This is a genomic window from Pseudomonas gingeri, assembly GCF_013386115.1.
GTDB lineage: Bacteria > Pseudomonadota > Gammaproteobacteria > Pseudomonadales > Pseudomonadaceae > Aquipseudomonas > Aquipseudomonas gingeri.
Map to the genome: position 1 here is coordinate 155,162 of NZ_JACAOR010000005.1, position 18,719 is coordinate 173,880.

Consider the following 18,719-nt stretch of genomic DNA (forward strand, 5'->3'; position numbering starts at 1 on the left):
CCACCAAACGCCTTTTTCGGAATCTTCCGCGCAACGGGCTGTTCGATTCCTGAAGCTTTGTCCGTTGCGGCCGATAGATGCTACTCACGAATGCGATTCGATCGCTGAAAAGCCCGTTCTAGAGCCTTTGGATAAAATGTTTCAATGGTGTGCTTTAGCCATTATTGGCTATGCTAGAGTGGATCCAAACGAATAACAGGTCATGCGGTTTCACGTCGTCTCAAAGGGAAGGGGGGCTCCTGACGCGACCAGACTGGCCATGCTGGGGCTGTATGCGCTATTTGCTGATGATGTTGTTGAGCTGTCTGCCGCTGATGGCGAGCGCAGTCGAGTTTGATGAATCCACTCAGAGCCTGCCCCTGGGCCGGATCATGCAGGTGTTCGAGGACGTGAGCGGCCAGGCCGATATCGCGGATATCAGCGCGCCTGCCAAGGCCGGCCAGTTCCGTCGCCATGACAAGGATGCGCTCAACGCGGGCTATTCGCGATCGGCGTTCTGGCTCAAGGTCGACCTGACCTACCAACCGAAAAATCCCGACGCACGGCGCACCTGGCTGCTGGAAATGGCCTATCCGCCGATGGACCACATCGACCTTTATCTGCCGGACGCCGGCGGCGAGTACCGCCTGGCCCAGCGTACGGGCGATGAGTTGCCTTTCGCCAGCCGACCGATCAGGCAGAACAATTACCTGTTCGAACTCGACTTTGCCCCCGGCGAAAGCAAGACCGTCTACCTGCGGCTGCAAACCGAGGGCTCGGTCCAGGCGCCGCTGAGCCTGTGGTCGAGCCAGGCCTACCTGGAAGAGCAGCCGGTGCGCCTGTATGTGCTCGGGCTGATCTATGGCGTGCTGCTGGGGATGCTGGTCTACAACCTGTTCATCTACCTCAGCGTACGCGACACCAGCTACCTGTACTACATCTTCTATATCGCCTCGTTCGGCTTCTACCAGTTGTCGGTCAACGGTGCGGCGGTACAGTATTTCTGGCCGAACAATCCCTGGTGGGCCAACGCCGCGACCCCCTTCCTGATCGGTTCGGCGGGGTTCTTCGGTTGCCAGTTCGCCCGCAGCTTCCTGCACACGGCGGCCCACAGCCGCTGGCTGGACCGCCTGCTGTTGCTGCTGATGGCCTTCGGTGCGGTGGTCATGGCCCTGTCGCTGATGACCAGCTATGCCCTGGCCTTGCGCCTGGCGACCGCCCTGGCCCTGGCCTTCACCGTGACCATCTTCTACGCCGGGATCAGTGCCTGGTATTGCGGCCAGCGGGTGGCGCGCTACTTCATCATCGCCTGGTCGGCGTTCCTCCTGGGCGGGCTGGTCAACACCCTGATGGTGCTCGGCTACCTGCCGAACATGTTCCTGACCATGTACGCCAGCCAGATCGGTTCGGCCCTGGAGGTCGGCCTGCTGTCCCTGGCCCTGGCCGACCGGATCAATGCCATGCGCGAGCAGCAGGCCCAGACGTTGCTGGAGTCCGGGCAGAAGCTGGAAGTGCTGAACCAGGAATTGGCCAACAGCAACCGCCTGAAGGACGAGTTCCTGGCCACCGTCACCCACGAGCTACGCACGCCGATGAACGGTGTGATCGGCTCGCTGGAACTGATGCAGACCGTGGCGCTGGACCCCGAGCTGGAGCAGTACCAGCAGACCGCCGCCGGTTCGGCGCGGGACATGATGCGCATGGTCAACGGCATCCTTACCCTGACCGAGTTGCAGGCCGGGCGTCTCAAGGTCTACCCGCAGACTTTCAGCCTGCGCGGGCTGCTGGAGGGATTGCAGGAGCAGTTCGCCGGCAATGTACTGAACAAGGGGCTGCACTTTGCCGTCGAGGTGGCCGACGAGTTGCCCGACAGCCTCCACGGCGACGCGACGAAGATCGCCCAATGCCTGGAATGCCTGGTGGACAACGCCATCAAGTTCACCCGTGAAGGCGGGCTGGTGCTGCGGGTGATCGGTCATTCGCCGCAGCCTGGGCAATTGACCCTGTCCTTCGCCGTGATCGACAGCGGCATCGGCTTTACCGACCTGGACGAGGCCACGCTGTACCAGCGTTTCTTCCAGCTCGACGGCTCGATGACCCGCGAATACGGCGGTCTGGGCATCGGCCTGGCGATCTGCCGGCAGTTGATCGAATTGCTCGGCGGGCGCCTGACCCATCAATCGGAACCGGGAATGGGCAGCCGTTTCCAGATCGAGGTCGATGTCGAGGTGCTGAGCCCACGCGTCAACCGGTCCGCCACCTCGACGCCACGCAGTCCGCATGACTGCACCGTGTTGCTGGTGGACGGCAACGATATCAGCCAGCTGGTCGTGCGCGGGATGCTGCTCAAGCTCGGCTATCGCGTGCTGACGGCCAGCAATCCGCGGGCGGCGATCGACAGGCTGCGGGCCGAGACGGTGGATGCCTTGCTGCTCGATTGTTCCGCCGACCAGGCGGGCGAGACGATTCTGTGCGGTCAGTTGCGCAGCCTGCCCGGCTGCGCGGAGTTGCCGATCCTGGCCCTGACCAGTCTGCTCAATGGCGTGGAGCGCGAGCGCTGCCTGGCCGCCGGGATTACCGACTACCTGCACAAACCGGTACGTTTCGAAGAGTTGCAAAGCCTGCTGGCGCGTCGTCTGCTGAATCAGACAGAGGGTGAAAGCGCCGATATTTAGGCGCATATGTCACTTTTTTCCCGGAGGTGTGCGTGATTCACTGGGGTTCCTGGCAACTTCCCATAGGAGCCCGACAGCATGAACCTCCATCAGTACGCCGAAACCCACGAAGTCACCAACCAGCCGCCGTCGCTGGATGGCACCAATCTCTACCGCATCGACCTGCCGCTGCAGGAGTGGTCGCAACGGTTCGGCGCCGGCTGGGCGCAGGCGCGCATCGACCGCTACGGTGCGCTGGCCGGCGGGCCGCTGATGGAGGCGGGGTTCCTGGCCAACCAGAACAAACCGGTGTTCGTCAGCCATGACCGCTATGGCCATCGCCAGGACCTGGTGGAATTTCACCCGGCCTACCATGAGCTGATGCGTACCGCGATCGAGCATGGCTTGCCGTCATTGCCCTGGACCGATCCCCGGGACGGCGCCCATGTCGCCCGTGCCGCCATGACCTACCTGCACAGCCAGGCCGAAGCCGGTACCGGTTGTCCGCTGACCATGACCTTCGCCTGCGTGCCGGCGCTGAAACTGCAGGCGGATCTCGCCGGACAGTGGCTGCCGAGTATCCTCAGCACCGAGTACGATCCGCGCAATATAGGCATCGCCCACAAGCGCGGTGCCACCATTGGCATGGCGATGACCGAGAAACAGGGCGGCACCGACGTCCGCGCCAACACCACCAGGGCCTATCCGGTGGGGGCTGGTGGTCCCGGCCAGGCCTATGAACTGGTGGGCCACAAATGGTTCTGCTCGGCGCCGATGTGTGATGCCTTCCTGACCCTGGCCCAGACCGACAAGGGCCTGACCTGCTTCCTGCTGCCCCGGCACCGTCCCGATGACAGTCGCAACCAGTTCTATATCCAGCGCCTGAAAAACAAACTGGGCAACTGCTCCAATGCTTCGAGCGAAGTGGAGTTTCGCGGCGCCCTGGCCTGGATGATCGGCGAAGAGGGACGCGGCGTGCCGACCATCATCGAGATGGTGGCGATGACCCGCTTCGATTGCATGGTGGGTTCCAGCGCCTTGATGCGCCAGGCGCTGACCCAGGCCAGCCATCATTGCGCCCACCGCCTGGTGGGCGGGCGGGTGCTCGGCGAACAACCGTTGATGCAGAACGTGCTGGCGGATCTGGCGCTGGAGAGCGAGGCGGCCCTGGCCTTGAGCCTGCGCATGGGCCGGGCGCTGGATCGGCTGGGGGACGAGCATGAAGCCAAGTTCGCCCGGCTGGTCACGGCCGTGGGCAAATACTGGATCTGCAAGCGTGCGCCGGCGATGATCAACGAGGCGGCCGAATGCATGGGCGGTGCCGGTTATGTGGAAGACAGCATCCTGCCGCGGCTGTACCGCGAAGCACCGGTCAACTCGACCTGGGAAGGTTCGGGCAATGTGCAGTGCCTGGATGTGCTGCGGTCGCTGTCGAAAGAACCGGGCGTGCTGGAAGTGCTGTTCAGCGAGTTGGGCGACGGCCACGGCGACAAGCACCTGGCCCGGCATATCGAGCATCTGAAGCTGGCGTTTACCGACACCCATGACATCCAGTACCGCGCCCGCCAGTTGACCGAGGACATTGCCCTGGCCCTGCAGGCCAAGCTGCTGCTGGAAGCGGGCAACTCGGCGGTCAGCGACGGCTTTATCGCCAGTCGTCTGGGCACCGGCGGGCGGGTCTACGGCACTTTGCCACGTGGGGTGAATGTCGAGGCCATCGTCGCTCGTTCGACGCCGCAGGGGTTCTGATGTGGTCGGTTTGGGTAAGGTCTTGCTTGCAATAGCTGTGGGGCGACCGAGCATTCACAGCTATAGCGAGTAAGCTATTGCATATTTAATTTGTTGAGTTGAAAAAGCAGGTTCGAGTCCGGTTGTGACAGTAGACTCAATAGAGTGCTGTAGTCAGCTTTTGATTGCATTGAGTATATCGCGCACCGCGCCAACAGCCTTGTCGAGCACGGCTTCCTCGCTAAGGTCGGTAGTGTCAATTTTTACACAGTTGATCAAGTGGCATCGTTCATAGCTAGACCGAACGCGATTCTGATAGGCAATGAAACTGTTAAGCCGGTTTTCGTCTCCCCCATCGTAAGCTCCACTTTCGCCAGGACGAAAAGAAATCTTCCGTTTCGCAGCAATAACGGGATCAACATCCAGGAATATCACGGCGTCAGGCTTTCTAATCGTTGCGAATACCGCTGCAGCTTCGTCAGCTATATTTGTGTCCTTAAGTAGGAAGCGAGCAAGATATTTATAGTACCACCCGTCGATAATGCAACTTTTTCCTGCTTTCAGTAGTGGCCTGATAGCGGCATGATCCGTGGCTTGAAACCAGGCGGCTATCAGATTCAACCAGTGCCTGTCGCCTAATTGCTCCAAGGGAGCGTTATCTGGGTAATCCCAAAGTATTTCACGCATTCGGGCCATATGGAATTCGGTGTATCCAGAGGCTACCGGAGGGCTGTTTTTATCAATAAACCTTAGACTGGGGTTACTTTCACAAATTCTGTCATAGGTCGCCCGTGCTATCGTAGATTTTCCGGCCCCATCAGTACCTTCAAATGCGATTAACACTGAACGTTCAGTTGAGAAGCTCATGAAAAACCTCCTAAATAGGCTTCAGTATCTAAAGAATTTCTTCCGCTTCCCTCGATTAGTGGCCGGAAGCCCTCTCTTTGATATATTTCCGACATTTTCTTTCCAAGCGATCTTAGAAAGTCTAAAGAGGGTCTTGGTTTTTTTGAGTACTGCGATCCTGCATCAGGGTGAAATACCGCGACAGCCGGAACTACTCCCATGCTCCCAAAATACTCGATACCCTCGATAATCGATTCTAAGGGTTCCATCCCAGCAACAAAGCCAACATACACATTGCCGCGTCCTAGGGTTTCGACTGCTGCCTCGAAGGCGGCGAAAAAACGTTCGCGTGTATAATCTTTGGATTTTCCTGGGCATACCTCGGAGAACAGCTTGGAGTTGAACACCTCTAAGCTCATGGACATGTTGTCGCCGAGACTTTTGAAACGATCAAAAAGGCGGAAATCTTTAGGGGGCATAGAGATTAAGTGGTATTCAAGATCGGTATTTTGGTTTGTGTTTTTTACCCGTTCCATTAAATCCATGTGTCTTGAGTATCCACGGTCATAATTTGGCGTGGTACCGCCATTAAACAACACCCTTTTGTATCGCCCGCTCTCTTCTCTGATCGCTAGGCTCACCGCCTCACCTGCCTGATCAGGTTTTATTCGCATTTTATGATCAGATAGATTCGTTCTGGCGGATCCTAGAGAGCAAAATTTGCACTCGCGACCATTGTTGAAATAATAGCAGTGCCCTGGGGAAAAAATTCCGAGTGTTGAATTTCCGTAGACGGTCACATATTGCTCAAAAAGCTCCCCGCTACTCAAATATTGTCCGTAGGCTATAGGTCGCCTGGGAAACGTTATTTTTACGAAATTGTTTTGGTTCTTGAGTACCGGTGTTCCGTTCTCTAAGTCTATGAAGATTGTTGAGGTCGGATTGTAGTTTGCAGCTGCAATAATCTGCCCATCTAAAATTATTTCTTGAGGGGTTCGAGCGCTTGACTTCAGAATGACGCTATCACCTGTTCCGTAGGCCCATCTTTTTTCAATGGATTCAGTCTGCTCTTTGTAATACTTTAAAAAGTCGTCGGTGAAGTTTATTCCGTTACAGAGAACCTCAAGCTTTAGGTTTACAGTGTCAGTTAACATGGAAGTTTTCCTCGTCAAGTAGTCCTATGTGATAATGTGTATAAGCTTATGGGATGACAAAGCGATCAGTGTTCCATAGTCTGAAATAGCAGCACTTGACGGAGGAAGGGCGAATCTCGGGGCTCCAGACGCATAAAATAACGAACCGCCAGCCTCTCTCAAAATCAACTCTGCTGCTGCAATATCACAACTGCGCTCATGCCCTGGCGTGTCTATATCAATAAAAGCATCAAGAGCTCCTGCCGCAATAAGGCAGATTTCCAGTGATGAGCATGAACAAACTCTAATCTTGTTGGATGCCCACATAAGATTTTCTATTTTTCTCTTTTTTTTACCTGTTCGAGGACGATGAAAGGCGATGCGCATATCCTCTATGCGACTAACTTTCCGAGTGTGCAGTCTTTTTAAAATAATAGGCGACTGAATGTAAGCGCCTTCGCCTGAGGCGGCGGAATATACTAAATCTCTTGAAATGTCATACACCCAGCCAAATGCATAGGCATCGTTATGGTAGAGTGCAACGCTGGATGTAAATGCTGGAAAGCCCAAGATTGCATTATGTGTGCCGTCTAGAGGATCAATGAGTAGGTGAAAATCTCCAGTTTTGCCGAAATTTAGTGCTGACTCGTTGTCTTCAGAAAAGGCTGTGATGTTCAAGCCTGTACCGGCGATGCAGTCAAAGATGATACGTTGGCACTCCAAATCATAAGGGGTCATTGAATGACCCAGGTCCTGATTTTCTTTCGTATCTGGCAAGCAGGATAAGACTCCCGCCCAATAACGACGAAGTTCTTTTCTGGCCTCATACAGGCCTTTTTCTAATTCGGCGATTTTTTCACATTTGAATAAAGGTCTCATATGGTTTGATCCACTATAAGCTGCATGTGCCAAAGATCTCTATCTAGCCGTGAGGTGTATGCTCGGACATCGAATAGCTTGCCGGCGTAAACTGCATAATCGGCACCCATAAACGCACTAAATGATTTTGGAAATAGCGCTACTATTTTTATTTCTACTGAATATCCGTATTTTTTTCTAATGGTGTTGGCTGCTTGCCTAAGACTACCGCCGGTATAGGCCTTGTCTATAATTAGCCATGGGTCGCGGGATGAAGTTGGTGTGGGGAATATATCTTGAAACTCGATATTTTTATTGAGCAGGCTTGAGTCGTTTTGTCGATGTATTTCTAAGAAAAATACGTTCTGGTCCCCCGTTGCAGCCATGTATCCTAGCGCCAGAGGCAGGCCTGCTGATAACAGGAAAAGTTTGTTTTTTGATAGGTTTTCAATTTGATGCCAGATTTCGTGGTCTTCGTATATATACCTTGTGTTGAATATGCTGTTGCTTTCCAGTTGTTCATGAGATACGTATTGGCTGTAAAAAATACAGAGCCTGTTGTGAAAGTCTAAGGTGTTTGAATCGGCATTTGTGAGCAACCTGTTTTTGGCTACGCCTCTACTGGGCTTTTTTGTAGTGATAGGGAAGAAGCTGCTTTGAACGTGGCTAAAGGCTTCACTGATTAGTGAGTTTTTTATAATTGTAAGAGCCGACTTGGAAGGGCCGGAAATGGCTATTTCAGGTGACAAACCATTCCCTTCGACTCTGCCTATTCCTCCTCGTCCTTCTATTTTTCGAGTGCTTAAATTCAGGTGCTCCCAGATTTTTACAATATCATCGCGATGCATGCCATTATAAATTGGGTCGAGGTTGCTTAGATCGCAAATCATCTCTTCGGGGTGGCGAAGTTCGAAAGAAGCTCGTTGGAGGTGGCATCCGTCTCGTATGGCATCGCGGTAAGCATAATAGTCACTCGTTTGGATTCCACTCAATGTTCTCCAGCCATGATGCTCGCTAATTATGGTTATCAGATTCGTGCGCTGATCAGGCAGGCAAGGTGAAAAGCTAGCATGACCCATCTTTTGCTCCTTGATAGGATTTGCAATATAAAAATCATCAAAATTAATAATTAAGAGATAGGTGGATAATAGAGGTGGCGTTTGCATGCTCGCTCAGTTGGAAATGAATTAGCTACCGGAACGGTTTTTAGTCCCACTCTTTGAGAAGGGTCGTCAGTGATGGCGTGTCTTTTGCCGCGAAGTATTTTTTTCTGAAGTGGTACTCGCATTTCGATATTTTGTGTTGTGTCTGTTTTCGGCTATTGAATTCTTTATTCAATGCGGCAAGAGAATTTTGGGATGAGGGGTATAGTTCTGATTTTTCTAGCAATTTTTCGATGGCTAAAAAAACCAGGTCCATGTAGTCCAGTGTGTCCTGGATGTACCTACGGCATTCCTCCTCCGTGACAGCACCTCTTCGGGCTAGTGAATAGAATTTTTCCTTGATGTCGTTGAAACCATCGATTCTAAAAATATTTGAATAAATCCACTTGTAGTGTTTGTTTGTTATTCCTGTTAAGTAGGTGAAGCTCATTGTCGTCTTTAGCATCATGTCTCTTGCAATTTCGCATCCCATCCAGAGATTCCCCGACTGCCAGCAGCCTTGCACGTCCTGGAATGCGTAAAATACGGGGAGTTTTTCTCGATGTGCCACATAAATATGTTTCTCGATGGGGATTCTGGATTTTAACTCGCGAAATATTTCCTCGTTCTCTAATGCATGTCCTGTTAACGACCGGTGAATCACATTGTTCTCGGTATTTGATAGTACGGGCTCATATAGAAAACGTTGATCGTGAGCGACTTGTTCGTAGGTTTTTTCGATTTTTAGTATGAGAGTGTCAAGTTCGGCGAATGTTATGTAATCCGCATCAATGTGGATGCTGGTATCACCATAGAAATTCGTTGTGTTGTGAACGCCCTCGTTGCCGGTTATGTATCGATAATTGATGTCGGTAACCAGCGCGTGCTCGTTGGGTTCTACGTCACTTGCTTTAGGTCTTTTCTCGCATATAACAATGCAATCGATGTCGGAGTGAATTGTTCCAATGCCTTCAATGAGACTGCCTGAAATGACCAGGATGCTTGTGCTTTCCAGGATAACCTTGTCTCGCAAATATTTTTTTGGGATAGATATCTTTCCATCTAAAATGGAAACGCTGTCTTCGGATAGGCTTGATTTTGAGGTGTTGATGAGTGCTTTCATTGTTTGAGGCTTCCTTGTGCGAATACCTACTAGAAAGTTTGGTTGATCATCGTGTTGTGGTTTAACGCTAGCTCCAGAATAATTGTGTTGTCAAAATTTTTACAAAATTTCAGAAGGTTCCTTAATGTATTAGGCGTAAGTTTTGAAGTTGGAGTGAATTTGTCGTTGGTTTCTGAAGGGATTTTCCTACGTGTTGTGCATTTTTTGATTTAAGAAATATGGAAAGAGAACTTCAAGGATGTTCAGGCCCAATACTGCACAGTAAGCGCCGGCTCGCTAGCAAGCCGGTTCTTATAGAGCACGCTAAATTATCGGTCTTGAAGCATTTTTAAAGGCCGATGTAGTTTCTCGTCTAGTTCTGTGCCCGACAGCGCGGCGTCGAAAGGGGAGGGGGCTCCTGGAGGTACGGCGTTTCACCCTGAAAATGCTGCTACCAGACCCGACAGTAGGGCGTCGTGCTTTGACCCAGTGCGCAGGCATAGGCTGTGGTCTGATAAGCCACTGTTTCCGTCCGACGATGTTGCAGGCAAGATGAAGGTCTGCAACATCAGAAGACAGGATGCTCTCCGTGACCGAAGCTTTTATTGTCGTGCAATCCCCCGAACAGGCCGTAGACCGCCTGGCCGAACTCCATGAGCGTGCTACCTCGGCCCTGAGCCAGGCGCTCAAGCGTTACCTCAAGGACCGCGTCGAGCCCGATGCCGAACAGCGCGCCTTGTTCCGCTACCCCGAACTGCGCCTGACCTACACCTACCAGGGCGAAGTTCCGGCGACCACCCGCGCCTACGCCAAGGTCCAGTTGCCGGGCACCTACAGTGTCACCGTCACCCATCCGGCCGCGTTTCGTAAATACCTGCTGGAACAGCTGGTGCCACTGATGCGCGATTTCACCGTGACGGTGGAAGTCGGCGTCAGCGAACAGAACATCCCTTATCCCTACGTCGTCGAGCAGGGCGATGAACTGGCCGGTTCCGGCGTGACCGCCGCGGCCCTGGCGCGGGTCTTCCCGAGCACCGACCTGTCCGCCGCCACCGATGGCATCGCCGACGGCCTGCATGATTGGGAAAACACCTCGCCATTGCCCCTGGCCCTGTTCGACGCCGCCCGTGTCGATTTCTCCCTGCGCCGCCTGGTGCACTACACCGGCAGCGACTGGCGCCATGTGCAGCCGTGGATCCTGCTGACCAACTACCATCGTTATGTCGACCAGTTCATCCTCCATGGCCTGGAGCAACTGCGCGACGACCCGCGCTTCGTGCGCATGGTCTTGCCGGGCAACGTGATCATCGACAAGGGCATGGACTACGCCGATGCCCAGGCCATTGCCGCCGCGGTGGTCTGGCATCGCTACCAGATGCCGGCCTATCACCTGCAGGCCAACGATGGTCATGGCGTGACCCTGGTGAATATCGGCGTCGGCCCGTCCAACGCGAAGAACATCACCGACCACCTGGCGGTGTTGCGCCCCCATTGCTGGCTGATGATCGGCCACTGCGGGGGCCTGCGCCAATCCCAGACCATCGGCGACTATGTGCTGGCCCACGCCTACATGCGGCGTGACGGGATTCTCGATCGGGTGGTACCGCCGAATATCCCGATCCCCGCCCTGGCCGAAGTGCAGATGGCCTTGCAACAGGCCGCAGCCAACGTCACCGGGGAGAAGGGCGACGATCTCAAGAAGCGCCTGCGCACCGGCACCGTGCTGACCTACGACGACCGCAACTGGGAGCTGCGCTGGGCCCAGGAACGTCCGCTGATCAACCTGTCCCGCGCGGTGGCCGTGGATATGGAAAGCGGCACCATCGCCGCCCAGGGTTATCGCCTGCGCGTGCCGTATGGCACCTTGCTTTGTGTCTCGGACAAGCCGCTGCACAGCGAAATCAAGCTGCCGGGCTCGGCGAACGCGTTCTACGAGCGTGCCGTCAGCCAGCATCTGAAGATCGGCATCGCCGCGGTGGACCTGCTGCGTACCGAACTGCACTCGCTGCATTCGCGCAAGCTGCGCAGCTTTGACGAGCCGCCGTTCCGTTAAGGGCGATTCACCCCGTCGGTGGGGTGAAATCCGCTTGCTGTGGGAGCCGGCTTGCCAGCGATGAGGCCCTGAAGCTTTGCTGAGCTGCGCAGGACGCCATCGCCGGCAAGCCGGCTCCCACGGAACCGCGTCTGGAAAAAAAAGCCGGTACGCCCTAGCATGACGGCTCCTGATCTGCAGATATCTCCGTCGCCATGTCCCGACCACCCCGTCCCGTCGTACGCCGTTCGGCTGCGAAAAGCCCCGTTGCGCCGCGTCGGGTCGCCAAGGCGCCGCCTGTCGAACCCAAGCTGATCCTGTTCAACAAACCCTTCGATGTGCTGACCCAGTTCAGCGACGGTGAGGGGCGCGCGACCCTCAAGGATTTCATCGACGTGGCGGGTGTCTACCCGGCCGGGCGCCTGGACCGCGACAGTGAAGGCCTGCTGCTGCTGACCAATGATGGCCAGCTTCAGGCACGCATCGCCGACCCGAAGCACAAGCTGGCGAAAACCTACTGGGTGCAGGTCGAAGGTGTGCCGACGGCGGAGCAGATCGAGCGCTTGTGCAAGGGCGTCGAGCTTAACGACGGCATGACCCTGCCGGCCCAGGCCCGGGCACTGGAAACGCCGGAACTGTGGCCGCGCAACCCGCCCGTGCGCTTTCGCCAGAGCATTCCCACCAGTTGGCTGGAACTGATCATTCGTGAAGGTCGTAACCGTCAGGTGCGGCGGATGACGGCGGCGGTCGGTTTGCCGACCTTGCGCCTGGTGCGGGTGCGTATTGGAGACTGGACCCTCGAAGGACTCGATCAGGGCCAGTGGAAGGAAGTCCCGGCGAGTTTATAGGGAACCGGACTCGATCAAGCCGATCACCACGCTCTTGATCACGAACGCGGCGATACCCAGGCCCAGCACGAAGAACAGGATAAAGGTGCCGAAGCGCCCGGCCTTGGATTTTTTCGCCAGGTCCCAGACGATGAAGCCCATGAAAATGATCAGGATGCTGACCAGGCCGGTCATCATCCACTCTTCGAAAACGGCAGGATCCATCGAATCTCTCCAGCGCGAGCGGGGTAAAAAGCCGGCCGATTATACGCCAGGGGGAACCCGGGGACATTGACCTGCGTCGGTTTGACTCAGGCCCCGTGCTTCAGTTGCGCAGGTGGGTCAATGGCAGTTCGGTGCTGTTGAGCACCTGGTTCAGCACAAAGCTGGAGCGCACGCTGGTCACGCCTTCGATACGGGTCAGGTGCCCCAGCAGCAGCTTCTGGTAGTGGTCCATGTCCGGCACCACGACTTTCAACTGGTAGTCGGCATCCATTCCCGTCACCAGGCTGCACTCCAGGACCTGGGGCAGGGTGCGGATCGCCGCTTCGAAGTTCTCGAAGCGTTCCGGCGTATGCCGGTCCATGCCGATCAGCACATAGGCGGTCAGGCTCAGGCCGAGCATCTTGCGGTCGAGCAGGGCGACCTGGCGCGAGATGTAGCCGTCGTCTTCCAGTTGCTTGACCCGTCGCGAGCACGGCGATGGCGACAGACCGATGCGTTCGGCCAGTTCCTGGTTGGAGATGCGGGCATCGCGCTGCAATTCCGCCAGAATGCTCAGGTCGTATCGGTCGAGTTTGCTCATCATTCAGGCCTTTCTCATAACTATTGCGCTGAATTATCTATCTGAAGCGAATTATTGCGCAAGTCATGTTTATCTAAGCAATGTTCGCAATCCTCTGTCGTCGCGTCAGGCCTATTCTTATCACCAGAATCACTGCAACAGAATCACTGCCCGGACATAGAGTCCACAGCGGCCCGCCGAATCAGGCGCGCCGCGGCCGACAATCCTACAGGGTTGCCCCGGCCCCCGGGCTGCACACGGTCCAGAAGACGGTGTGAGGTGAGCCGGCGTCAAAAGCGCCGAGCACGGACGAAATTCTCCAAAGGGAGGCCGACGGGCCTCCCTTTTTTATTGCGCGAAATAAGTTGCGCGACTGATAAAGTGTTGCAGAACCGGAATCCGCTTTCCCAGTCTTATGGGTATGCCCTGAACCGCAGTGAGGAACCGCATGAAATCGCGCATCTGGCGTTTGGCAGGTGTTGGCTTGCTCTGTATGAGTGTCGGTGCGCAAGCGCTGGCTGAAGACCGGGGTGACGATAATCAGCAACATCCACATCCCAACGGCGGCCAGCGGGGCCCCGAAGGACGACCTGGCGGTAACGAGGGACGTCCGGCGAACAATCAGCCACGGCCGGAAAACAATCAGCCACGTCCACAGGCTCCGCAACCACGGCCGCAAGCGCCGGAAGTTCGCCCGCAGCCACAGGTGCGACCGGAGGTGAATCAGGTTCGTCCGGAAAACAACCCGCGTTTCGAACGCCACGAACAAAACCCCGGCGGCCAGTGGCAGGCCCGCCCGCCACAGAACGACCCGAACCAGCAGGCGCGCCCGGCACCACCACCGCCGCAGAACAACCTGCCGATCCAGGGCCGGCCCGACACCGTGCGCCAGACCCAGGAACCGCTGCGCGGCAACTACTCGGACATTCCCCGGCGCAATGGCTATAACCCCAATCCGGGGTGGCAGCCGGGCAACAACAACGGCCGCCCCGGCGGTAGCTTCGATCATCCCAACGATCATCGCTGGGCCGGGCGTCCGTCCGGTCATGGCAATGGCTGGGGCCCGGGGCCGCAATATCGTCCGGGTTATGTGGTCGACCGCTTCCCCGACCGCAACTGGCGTGTGCCGTACCGTGGCCAGGACTACTTCTTCTCCGGCGGCTACTGGTACCGCCCGCAGGGGCCGCGCTATGTCGTGGTCGCGCCGCCGCGGGGGATCCGGGTCAGCTACCTGCCCGATTACGCGCGGGAAGTCTGGGTCGGCAGTTCGCTGTTTTTCCTCGCGGCGGGCGCCTACTACCTCTATCAGGAAGACACCCAGGACTACGTGGTCGTCGATCCACCCACCGCCGCGCCGCAGGTGGCTCCCGCGCCGTCGGGCAATGGTTATGACGTGGTGGCGTATCCGGCCAACGGCCAGAGCCCGCAGCAGGTGCAGCAGGACGGCGAGGACTGTTATCGCTGGGCCGTACAGCAAAGCGGTTTCGATCCGGCCAATGTCACCTATGCACCGGATCCGGCGGTGGTGCAGACCTACCGCCAGGCCCAGGGCAACTGCCTGAGCAGTCGCGGCTACCAGGTCAATTACTGATCAGTCGCGGCGTTTCACCACTTCCCTGGGGTCGGCGTGCACCAGCACCTCTGCCTTCGGGTAGGCGGCATGGATCGCGTCGGCCGCCTGGTCGCTGAGGCCGTGGGCCACCGACAAGGTCAACTCTCCCGGCAATTCCAGGTGCAACTGCACGAACCAGTGGTTGCCGGAAACCCGCGTGCGCAAGTCATGGGCACCGAGCACCCCCGGCACGCCCTTGGCGAGTTCGAGCATGTGCTGGCTGATCTGCGGTGACAGCTCTTCATCCATCAGCACGGCAAAGCTTTCGCGGCCGATCTGGATCGCGCTCCACAGGATATAGACCGAGATCCCCAGGCCGAACCAGGCGTCGACCTGGGCGAAGCCGAAGCTGGCCAGGACCAGGGCCAGCAGGATGCTGCCGTTGAGCATCATGTCCGAACGGTAGTGCAGCGAGTCGGCGCGCACGGCGGTGGAACCGGTTTCGCGAATGACCCGGTGCTGCAGCACCAGCAGGGCGGCGGTGAGCGCCAGTGACAGCACGATCACACCGATGCTGATCCACGGCGCGCCCACCGGTTCCGGATGCTTGATCCGCTCCACCGCCTGCACCGCGATCAACACCGCACTACCGGCAATGAACAGCGCCTGGGCCATGCCCGACAGCGACTCGGCCTTGCCGTGGCCGTAACGGTGGTCGTCGTCCGCCGGGCGCAGGGCATAGTGCACCGCCAGCAGGTTGAGGAATGACGTCACGCCATCGAGCAGCGAGTCGGTCAATCCGGCGAGCATGCTCACCGAGCCGCTCAACCACCAGGCGATGGCCTTGGTCACGATCAGGATACAGGCGACCGACACCGAGGCCCGGGTGGCCAGGCGTAACAGGCGTGCGTGTTCCGGGCTGCTGCTCATGGGTGAGGCGATCCTTCTTCTCGGGTATCGGGGCGGTCAGGCATCAGGGGGGGGCAGGGCTCAGGCGGACGGCCGCAGACCGTACATGGCCAGCTGTTGCAGGCTGCCCTTGTGCTGGATCAGGCGGGGGTCGTTGAGCGGCAGGGTCTGGCCCAGCTCGGCCTGGATGATGGCCTGCAGCTTGGTGTTGTCGACCTGGCCGTCGGCGCCGATGGCTTCGTGGAGTTTCTGCGGGGCGATCTGCGCGGTGGTGCCGCCAGGCAGGTAGATGGCGCCGGTGGCGAAGTCGATGCCGAAGGCGATCAGGCCGGGCAGTACATAGAACAGGATACCGATGGCGTCGAGCCCGGCCACCAGCGGGTCGATCTTGCCTTCGATCTGGCCGCGGCGATCCGGGAAGAAAATCGAGCCACAGGCGGTCAACTGGGTCAGCAAGGTGGCGACCAGCACACCACCGATAACGCGTGAAGGAATACGCATGCAAAGATCTCCTGGAGGAAAGCCGAAACTATACAAGGGTCAACGCTTGAGACCCTGATTAATGCCGTGCAGTTCGCCGTTATACTCGGCAGTCAGTTTTGGAGCCACCATGATTTCCTTGCCGATTGATGAAGTTTTGCCTGCATTGCGCCAGGCCCTGGGCGAACGCCACGAAACCGTGCTCGAAGCCCCGCCCGGCGCGGGCAAGACCACCCGGGTGCCGCTGGCCCTGTTGCACGAGCCATGGCTGGCCGGGCAGACCATCCTGATGCTCGAGCCACGTCGCCTGGCGGCCCGCGCGGCGGCCGAGCGGCTGGCCAGCGAGTTGGGGGAAAAGGTCGGTGAAACCGTCGGCTATCGCATCCGCCTGGACAGCAAGGTCGGTCCGAACACGCGGATCGAAGTGGTCACCGAAGGTATTCTCACCCGCCGGTTGCAGGACGATCCAGCGCTGGAGGGCGTCGGGCTGCTGATCTTCGATGAATTTCATGAGCGCAGCCTGGATGCCGACCTGGCGCTGGCCCTGAGCCTCAATGGTCGCGAAATGTTTCGCGATGAGCAGCCGCTGAAGATCCTGCTGATGTCCGCGACCCTGGAAGGCGAACGCCTGGCCAGCCTGCTGGACGAAGCGCCGGTGGTGCGCAGCGAGGGCCGCATGTTCCCGGTGACGACCCGCTGGGGGCGGGCCTTCCAGCCCGGCGAATTCATCGAGCCACGGGTGGTGCAGACGGTACTCGAAGCGATCGATGATGAGAGTGGCAGCCTGCTGGTGTTCCTCCCCGGGCAGGCGGAGATTCGTCGCGTCCACCAGCAACTGGAAGAATCCCTGGGCGGGCGCGCGGATATCCTCTTGTGCCCGTTGCATGGCGAGTTGGACCTGTCGGCCCAGCGTGCCGCCATCGAGCCGGCTCCGGTGGGCAAACGCAAGGTGGTGCTGGCGACCAATATCGCCGAGACCAGCCTGACCATCGATGGCGTGCGGGTGGTGATCGACGCGGGGCTGGCGCGGGTGCCGCGTTTCGATCCGGGCAGCGGCATGACCCGCCTCGACACCCAGCGGATTTCCCGCGCCAGTGCCACCCAGCGTGCCGGCCGGGCCGGGCGCCTCGAGCCCGGTGTGTGTTATCGGCTGTGGTCCGAGGCCCAGCACGAGCAACTGGCGGCCTACGGCAGTGCCGAGATCCTCCAGGCCGACCTCGCCGGACTGGCCTTGCAACTGGCGCGCTGGGGCGTGACCCCGACCCAACTGGTCTGGCTGGATATACCACCGGCCGCTGCGTACGCCCAGGCCCAGGACCTGCTCCAGCGCCTCGGGGCGTTGACGGCCAAGCCGGGCGAAGACTGGACCCTCACCCGCCACGGGCAGGCCATGGCCGAACTGCCGGCCCACCCGCGTATCGCCCACCTGCTGCTGCGCGGGCAGGCGCTGGGCCTGGCGCACATGGCCTGCGATGTCGCCGCGCTGCTGGGCGAACGGGATATCCAGCGCGGTGGCGGCGCCGACTTGCACACCCGTCTGGCCTTGCTGGCCGGCGAGGAGCGGGTGGCGCGTGGCGGCCAGGGCGGCGTGCAGCGCGCCCGGCAGCTGGCGCGACAATACCGTGGCTATCTGCGTGGCAAGGCCAGCGAGCCGGTGGCCGATCCCGAGCATCCACGCTGGTTGGGCGCGCTGCTGGCACTGGCCTATCCGGACCGGGTCGCCCAGCAACGCCGGGCGGGTGGCGCCGAGTATCGCCTGGCCAACGGCCGTGCGGCGCTGTTCAGCGAAACCGACAGCCTGATGAAACAGCCCTGGCTGGTGATCGCCGACCTGGGCAGTCGCCAGGGCCAGCGCGAAGAGCGGATCTACCTGGCCGCGGAATTCGATCCGGCCCTGTTCGACACGGTGCTGGCCGAACAGGTGAGCAACGTCGATCAACTGGATTGGGACGAGCGCGAGGGCGTATTGCGGGCCGAACGCCAGCGCAAGGTCGGCGAACTGGTCCTCAGTCGCGAACCCCTGACCGGCCTGGATGAGGCGGCGCGCAGCCAGGCGCTGGTCAACCTGGTGCGGCGCAAGGGCCTGGAACTGCTGCCCTGGACGCCGGAACTGCGCCAATGGCAGGCGCGGGTGGCGTTGTTGCGCCAGCTGGACCTGGCGGACAAGGGCCAGAGCGAATGGCCGGATGTCAGCGACAAGGCGTTGCTGGCGACCCTGGAACACTGGCTGCTGCCGTACCTGGGCCGGGTTTCGCGGCTCAGCCATTTCGCCAACCTGGAGCTGGCCAATATCGTCCACAACCTGTTGCCCTGGCCGTTGCCCCAGCGTCTCGACGAGCTGGCGCCGCATCATCTGAGCGTGCCGTCGGGGTCGTCGATCCGCCTGGACTACAGCGAACAGCCGCCGATCCTGGCGGTGCGCCTGCAAGAGTTGTTCGGGCTGGCCGAGACGCCGCGGGTGGCCGGCGGCCGCCAGGTGGTGAAGCTGCATCTGTTGTCACCGGCACGGCGCCCGGTGCAGGTGACCCAGGACCTGGCGAACTTCTGGCGCAGCACCTACGCCGAAGTGAAGAAGGACCTCAAGGGCCGTTACCCCAAGCACTACTGGCCGGACGACCCGCTGGTGGCGGAGGCGACGGCGCGGATCAAGCCGCGCAAGTAAGGGTCGTGTGGGAGCGGGCTTGCCCGCGAAT

15 protein-coding genes are annotated in these 18,719 nt (G+C 58.5%); 6 read left to right on the forward strand and 9 right to left on the reverse strand.

The features are described from left to right. The first annotated feature begins 272 nt into the window (after positions 1 to 272). Positions 273 to 2,654 carry a hybrid sensor histidine kinase/response regulator gene (locus HX881_RS08685; protein ID WP_177083963.1) on the forward strand — a complete coding sequence of 794 codons (2,382 nt, stop codon included), beginning with the start codon at positions 273 to 275 and terminating at the stop codon, positions 2,652 to 2,654. A gap of 78 nt (positions 2,655 to 2,732) precedes the next feature. Further along, entirely contained in the window at positions 2,733 to 4,382 is a 1,650-nt protein-coding gene (locus tag HX881_RS08690; protein ID WP_177083964.1) for an acyl-CoA dehydrogenase family protein, read from the forward strand. A gap of 153 nt (positions 4,383 to 4,535) precedes the next feature. On the opposite strand, the gene HX881_RS08695 is transcribed toward HX881_RS08690, so the two are convergent. From HX881_RS08695 to HX881_RS08715, 5 genes are read right to left on the reverse strand one after another with little or no spacing between them, the layout of a single operon-like run. After that, on the reverse strand, positions 4,536 to 5,228 hold the full coding sequence (locus HX881_RS08695; RefSeq protein WP_177083966.1) for a dTMP kinase: 693 nt from the start codon (positions 5,226 to 5,228) through the stop codon (positions 4,536 to 4,538). Next, on the reverse strand, positions 5,225 to 6,361 hold the full coding sequence (locus HX881_RS08700) for a radical SAM protein (RefSeq protein WP_177083968.1): 1,137 nt from the start codon (positions 6,359 to 6,361) through the stop codon (positions 5,225 to 5,227). Before HX881_RS08700 ends, HX881_RS08695 begins: the two co-directional genes overlap by 4 nt. Positions 6,362 to 6,385: 24 nt before the next feature. Then, positions 6,386 to 7,219: an inositol monophosphatase family protein gene (locus HX881_RS08705; protein ID WP_177083970.1), complete on the reverse strand. Its 834-nt coding sequence runs from the start codon at positions 7,217 to 7,219 to the stop codon at positions 6,386 to 6,388. After that, positions 7,216 to 8,364, reverse strand: coding sequence for a hypothetical protein (locus HX881_RS08710; RefSeq protein WP_246356479.1), 1,149 nt, complete (start codon positions 8,362 to 8,364; stop codon positions 7,216 to 7,218). The genes HX881_RS08705 and HX881_RS08710 overlap by 4 nt, the downstream gene beginning before the upstream one ends. Before the next feature lie 40 nt (positions 8,365 to 8,404). Continuing rightward, positions 8,405 to 9,463, reverse strand: a complete 1,059-nt coding sequence (locus tag HX881_RS08715; protein ID WP_177083972.1) for a hypothetical protein — start codon at positions 9,461 to 9,463, stop codon at positions 8,405 to 8,407. Positions 9,464 to 10,022: 559 nt separating this feature from the next. Here HX881_RS08715 and amn point away from each other — a divergent pair. Further along, complete coding sequence (gene amn, locus HX881_RS08720; protein ID WP_167331609.1) at positions 10,023 to 11,495, forward strand: AMP nucleosidase; 1,473 nt, start codon at positions 10,023 to 10,025, stop codon at positions 11,493 to 11,495. Positions 11,496 to 11,689: 194 nt separating this feature from the next. Beyond that, the gene (locus HX881_RS08725; protein ID WP_244861786.1) at positions 11,690 to 12,322 is read left to right on the forward strand and encodes a pseudouridine synthase; all 633 of its coding nucleotides are present in this window, start codon (positions 11,690 to 11,692) and stop codon (positions 12,320 to 12,322) included. Here the strand turns inward: HX881_RS08725 and HX881_RS08730 are convergent. Next, positions 12,317 to 12,526, reverse strand: a complete 210-nt coding sequence (locus HX881_RS08730; RefSeq protein WP_017123375.1) for a DUF2788 domain-containing protein — start codon at positions 12,524 to 12,526, stop codon at positions 12,317 to 12,319. The two genes, HX881_RS08725 and HX881_RS08730, sit on opposite strands and share 6 nt — an antisense overlap. Positions 12,527 to 12,626: 100 nt before the next feature. Next, entirely contained in the window at positions 12,627 to 13,106 is a 480-nt protein-coding gene (locus HX881_RS08735; RefSeq protein WP_042934386.1) for an Lrp/AsnC family transcriptional regulator, read from the reverse strand. A 427-nt stretch (positions 13,107 to 13,533) separates the two neighbouring features. On the opposite strand from HX881_RS08735, the gene HX881_RS08740 reads away from it, so the two are divergent. Next, entirely contained in the window at positions 13,534 to 14,676 is a 1,143-nt protein-coding gene (locus HX881_RS08740; RefSeq protein ID WP_177083974.1) for a DUF6515 family protein, read from the forward strand. On the opposite strand, the gene HX881_RS08745 is transcribed toward HX881_RS08740, so the two are convergent. Both HX881_RS08745 and HX881_RS08750 read right to left on the reverse strand, forming a co-directional pair. Continuing rightward, complete coding sequence (locus HX881_RS08745) at positions 14,677 to 15,567, reverse strand: cation diffusion facilitator family transporter (protein ID WP_017123379.1); 891 nt, start codon at positions 15,565 to 15,567, stop codon at positions 14,677 to 14,679. Positions 15,568 to 15,627: 60 nt separating this feature from the next. Further along, positions 15,628 to 16,047 carry a hypothetical protein gene (locus HX881_RS08750; RefSeq protein WP_017123380.1) on the reverse strand — a complete coding sequence of 140 codons (420 nt, stop codon included), beginning with the start codon at positions 16,045 to 16,047 and terminating at the stop codon, positions 15,628 to 15,630. A 109-nt stretch (positions 16,048 to 16,156) separates the two neighbouring features. Here HX881_RS08750 and hrpB point away from each other — a divergent pair, with 109 nt between their 5' ends. After that, positions 16,157 to 18,688, forward strand: a complete 2,532-nt coding sequence (gene hrpB, locus HX881_RS08755; protein WP_177083976.1) for an ATP-dependent helicase HrpB — start codon at positions 16,157 to 16,159, stop codon at positions 18,686 to 18,688. Positions 18,689 to 18,719 lie beyond the last annotated feature (31 nt).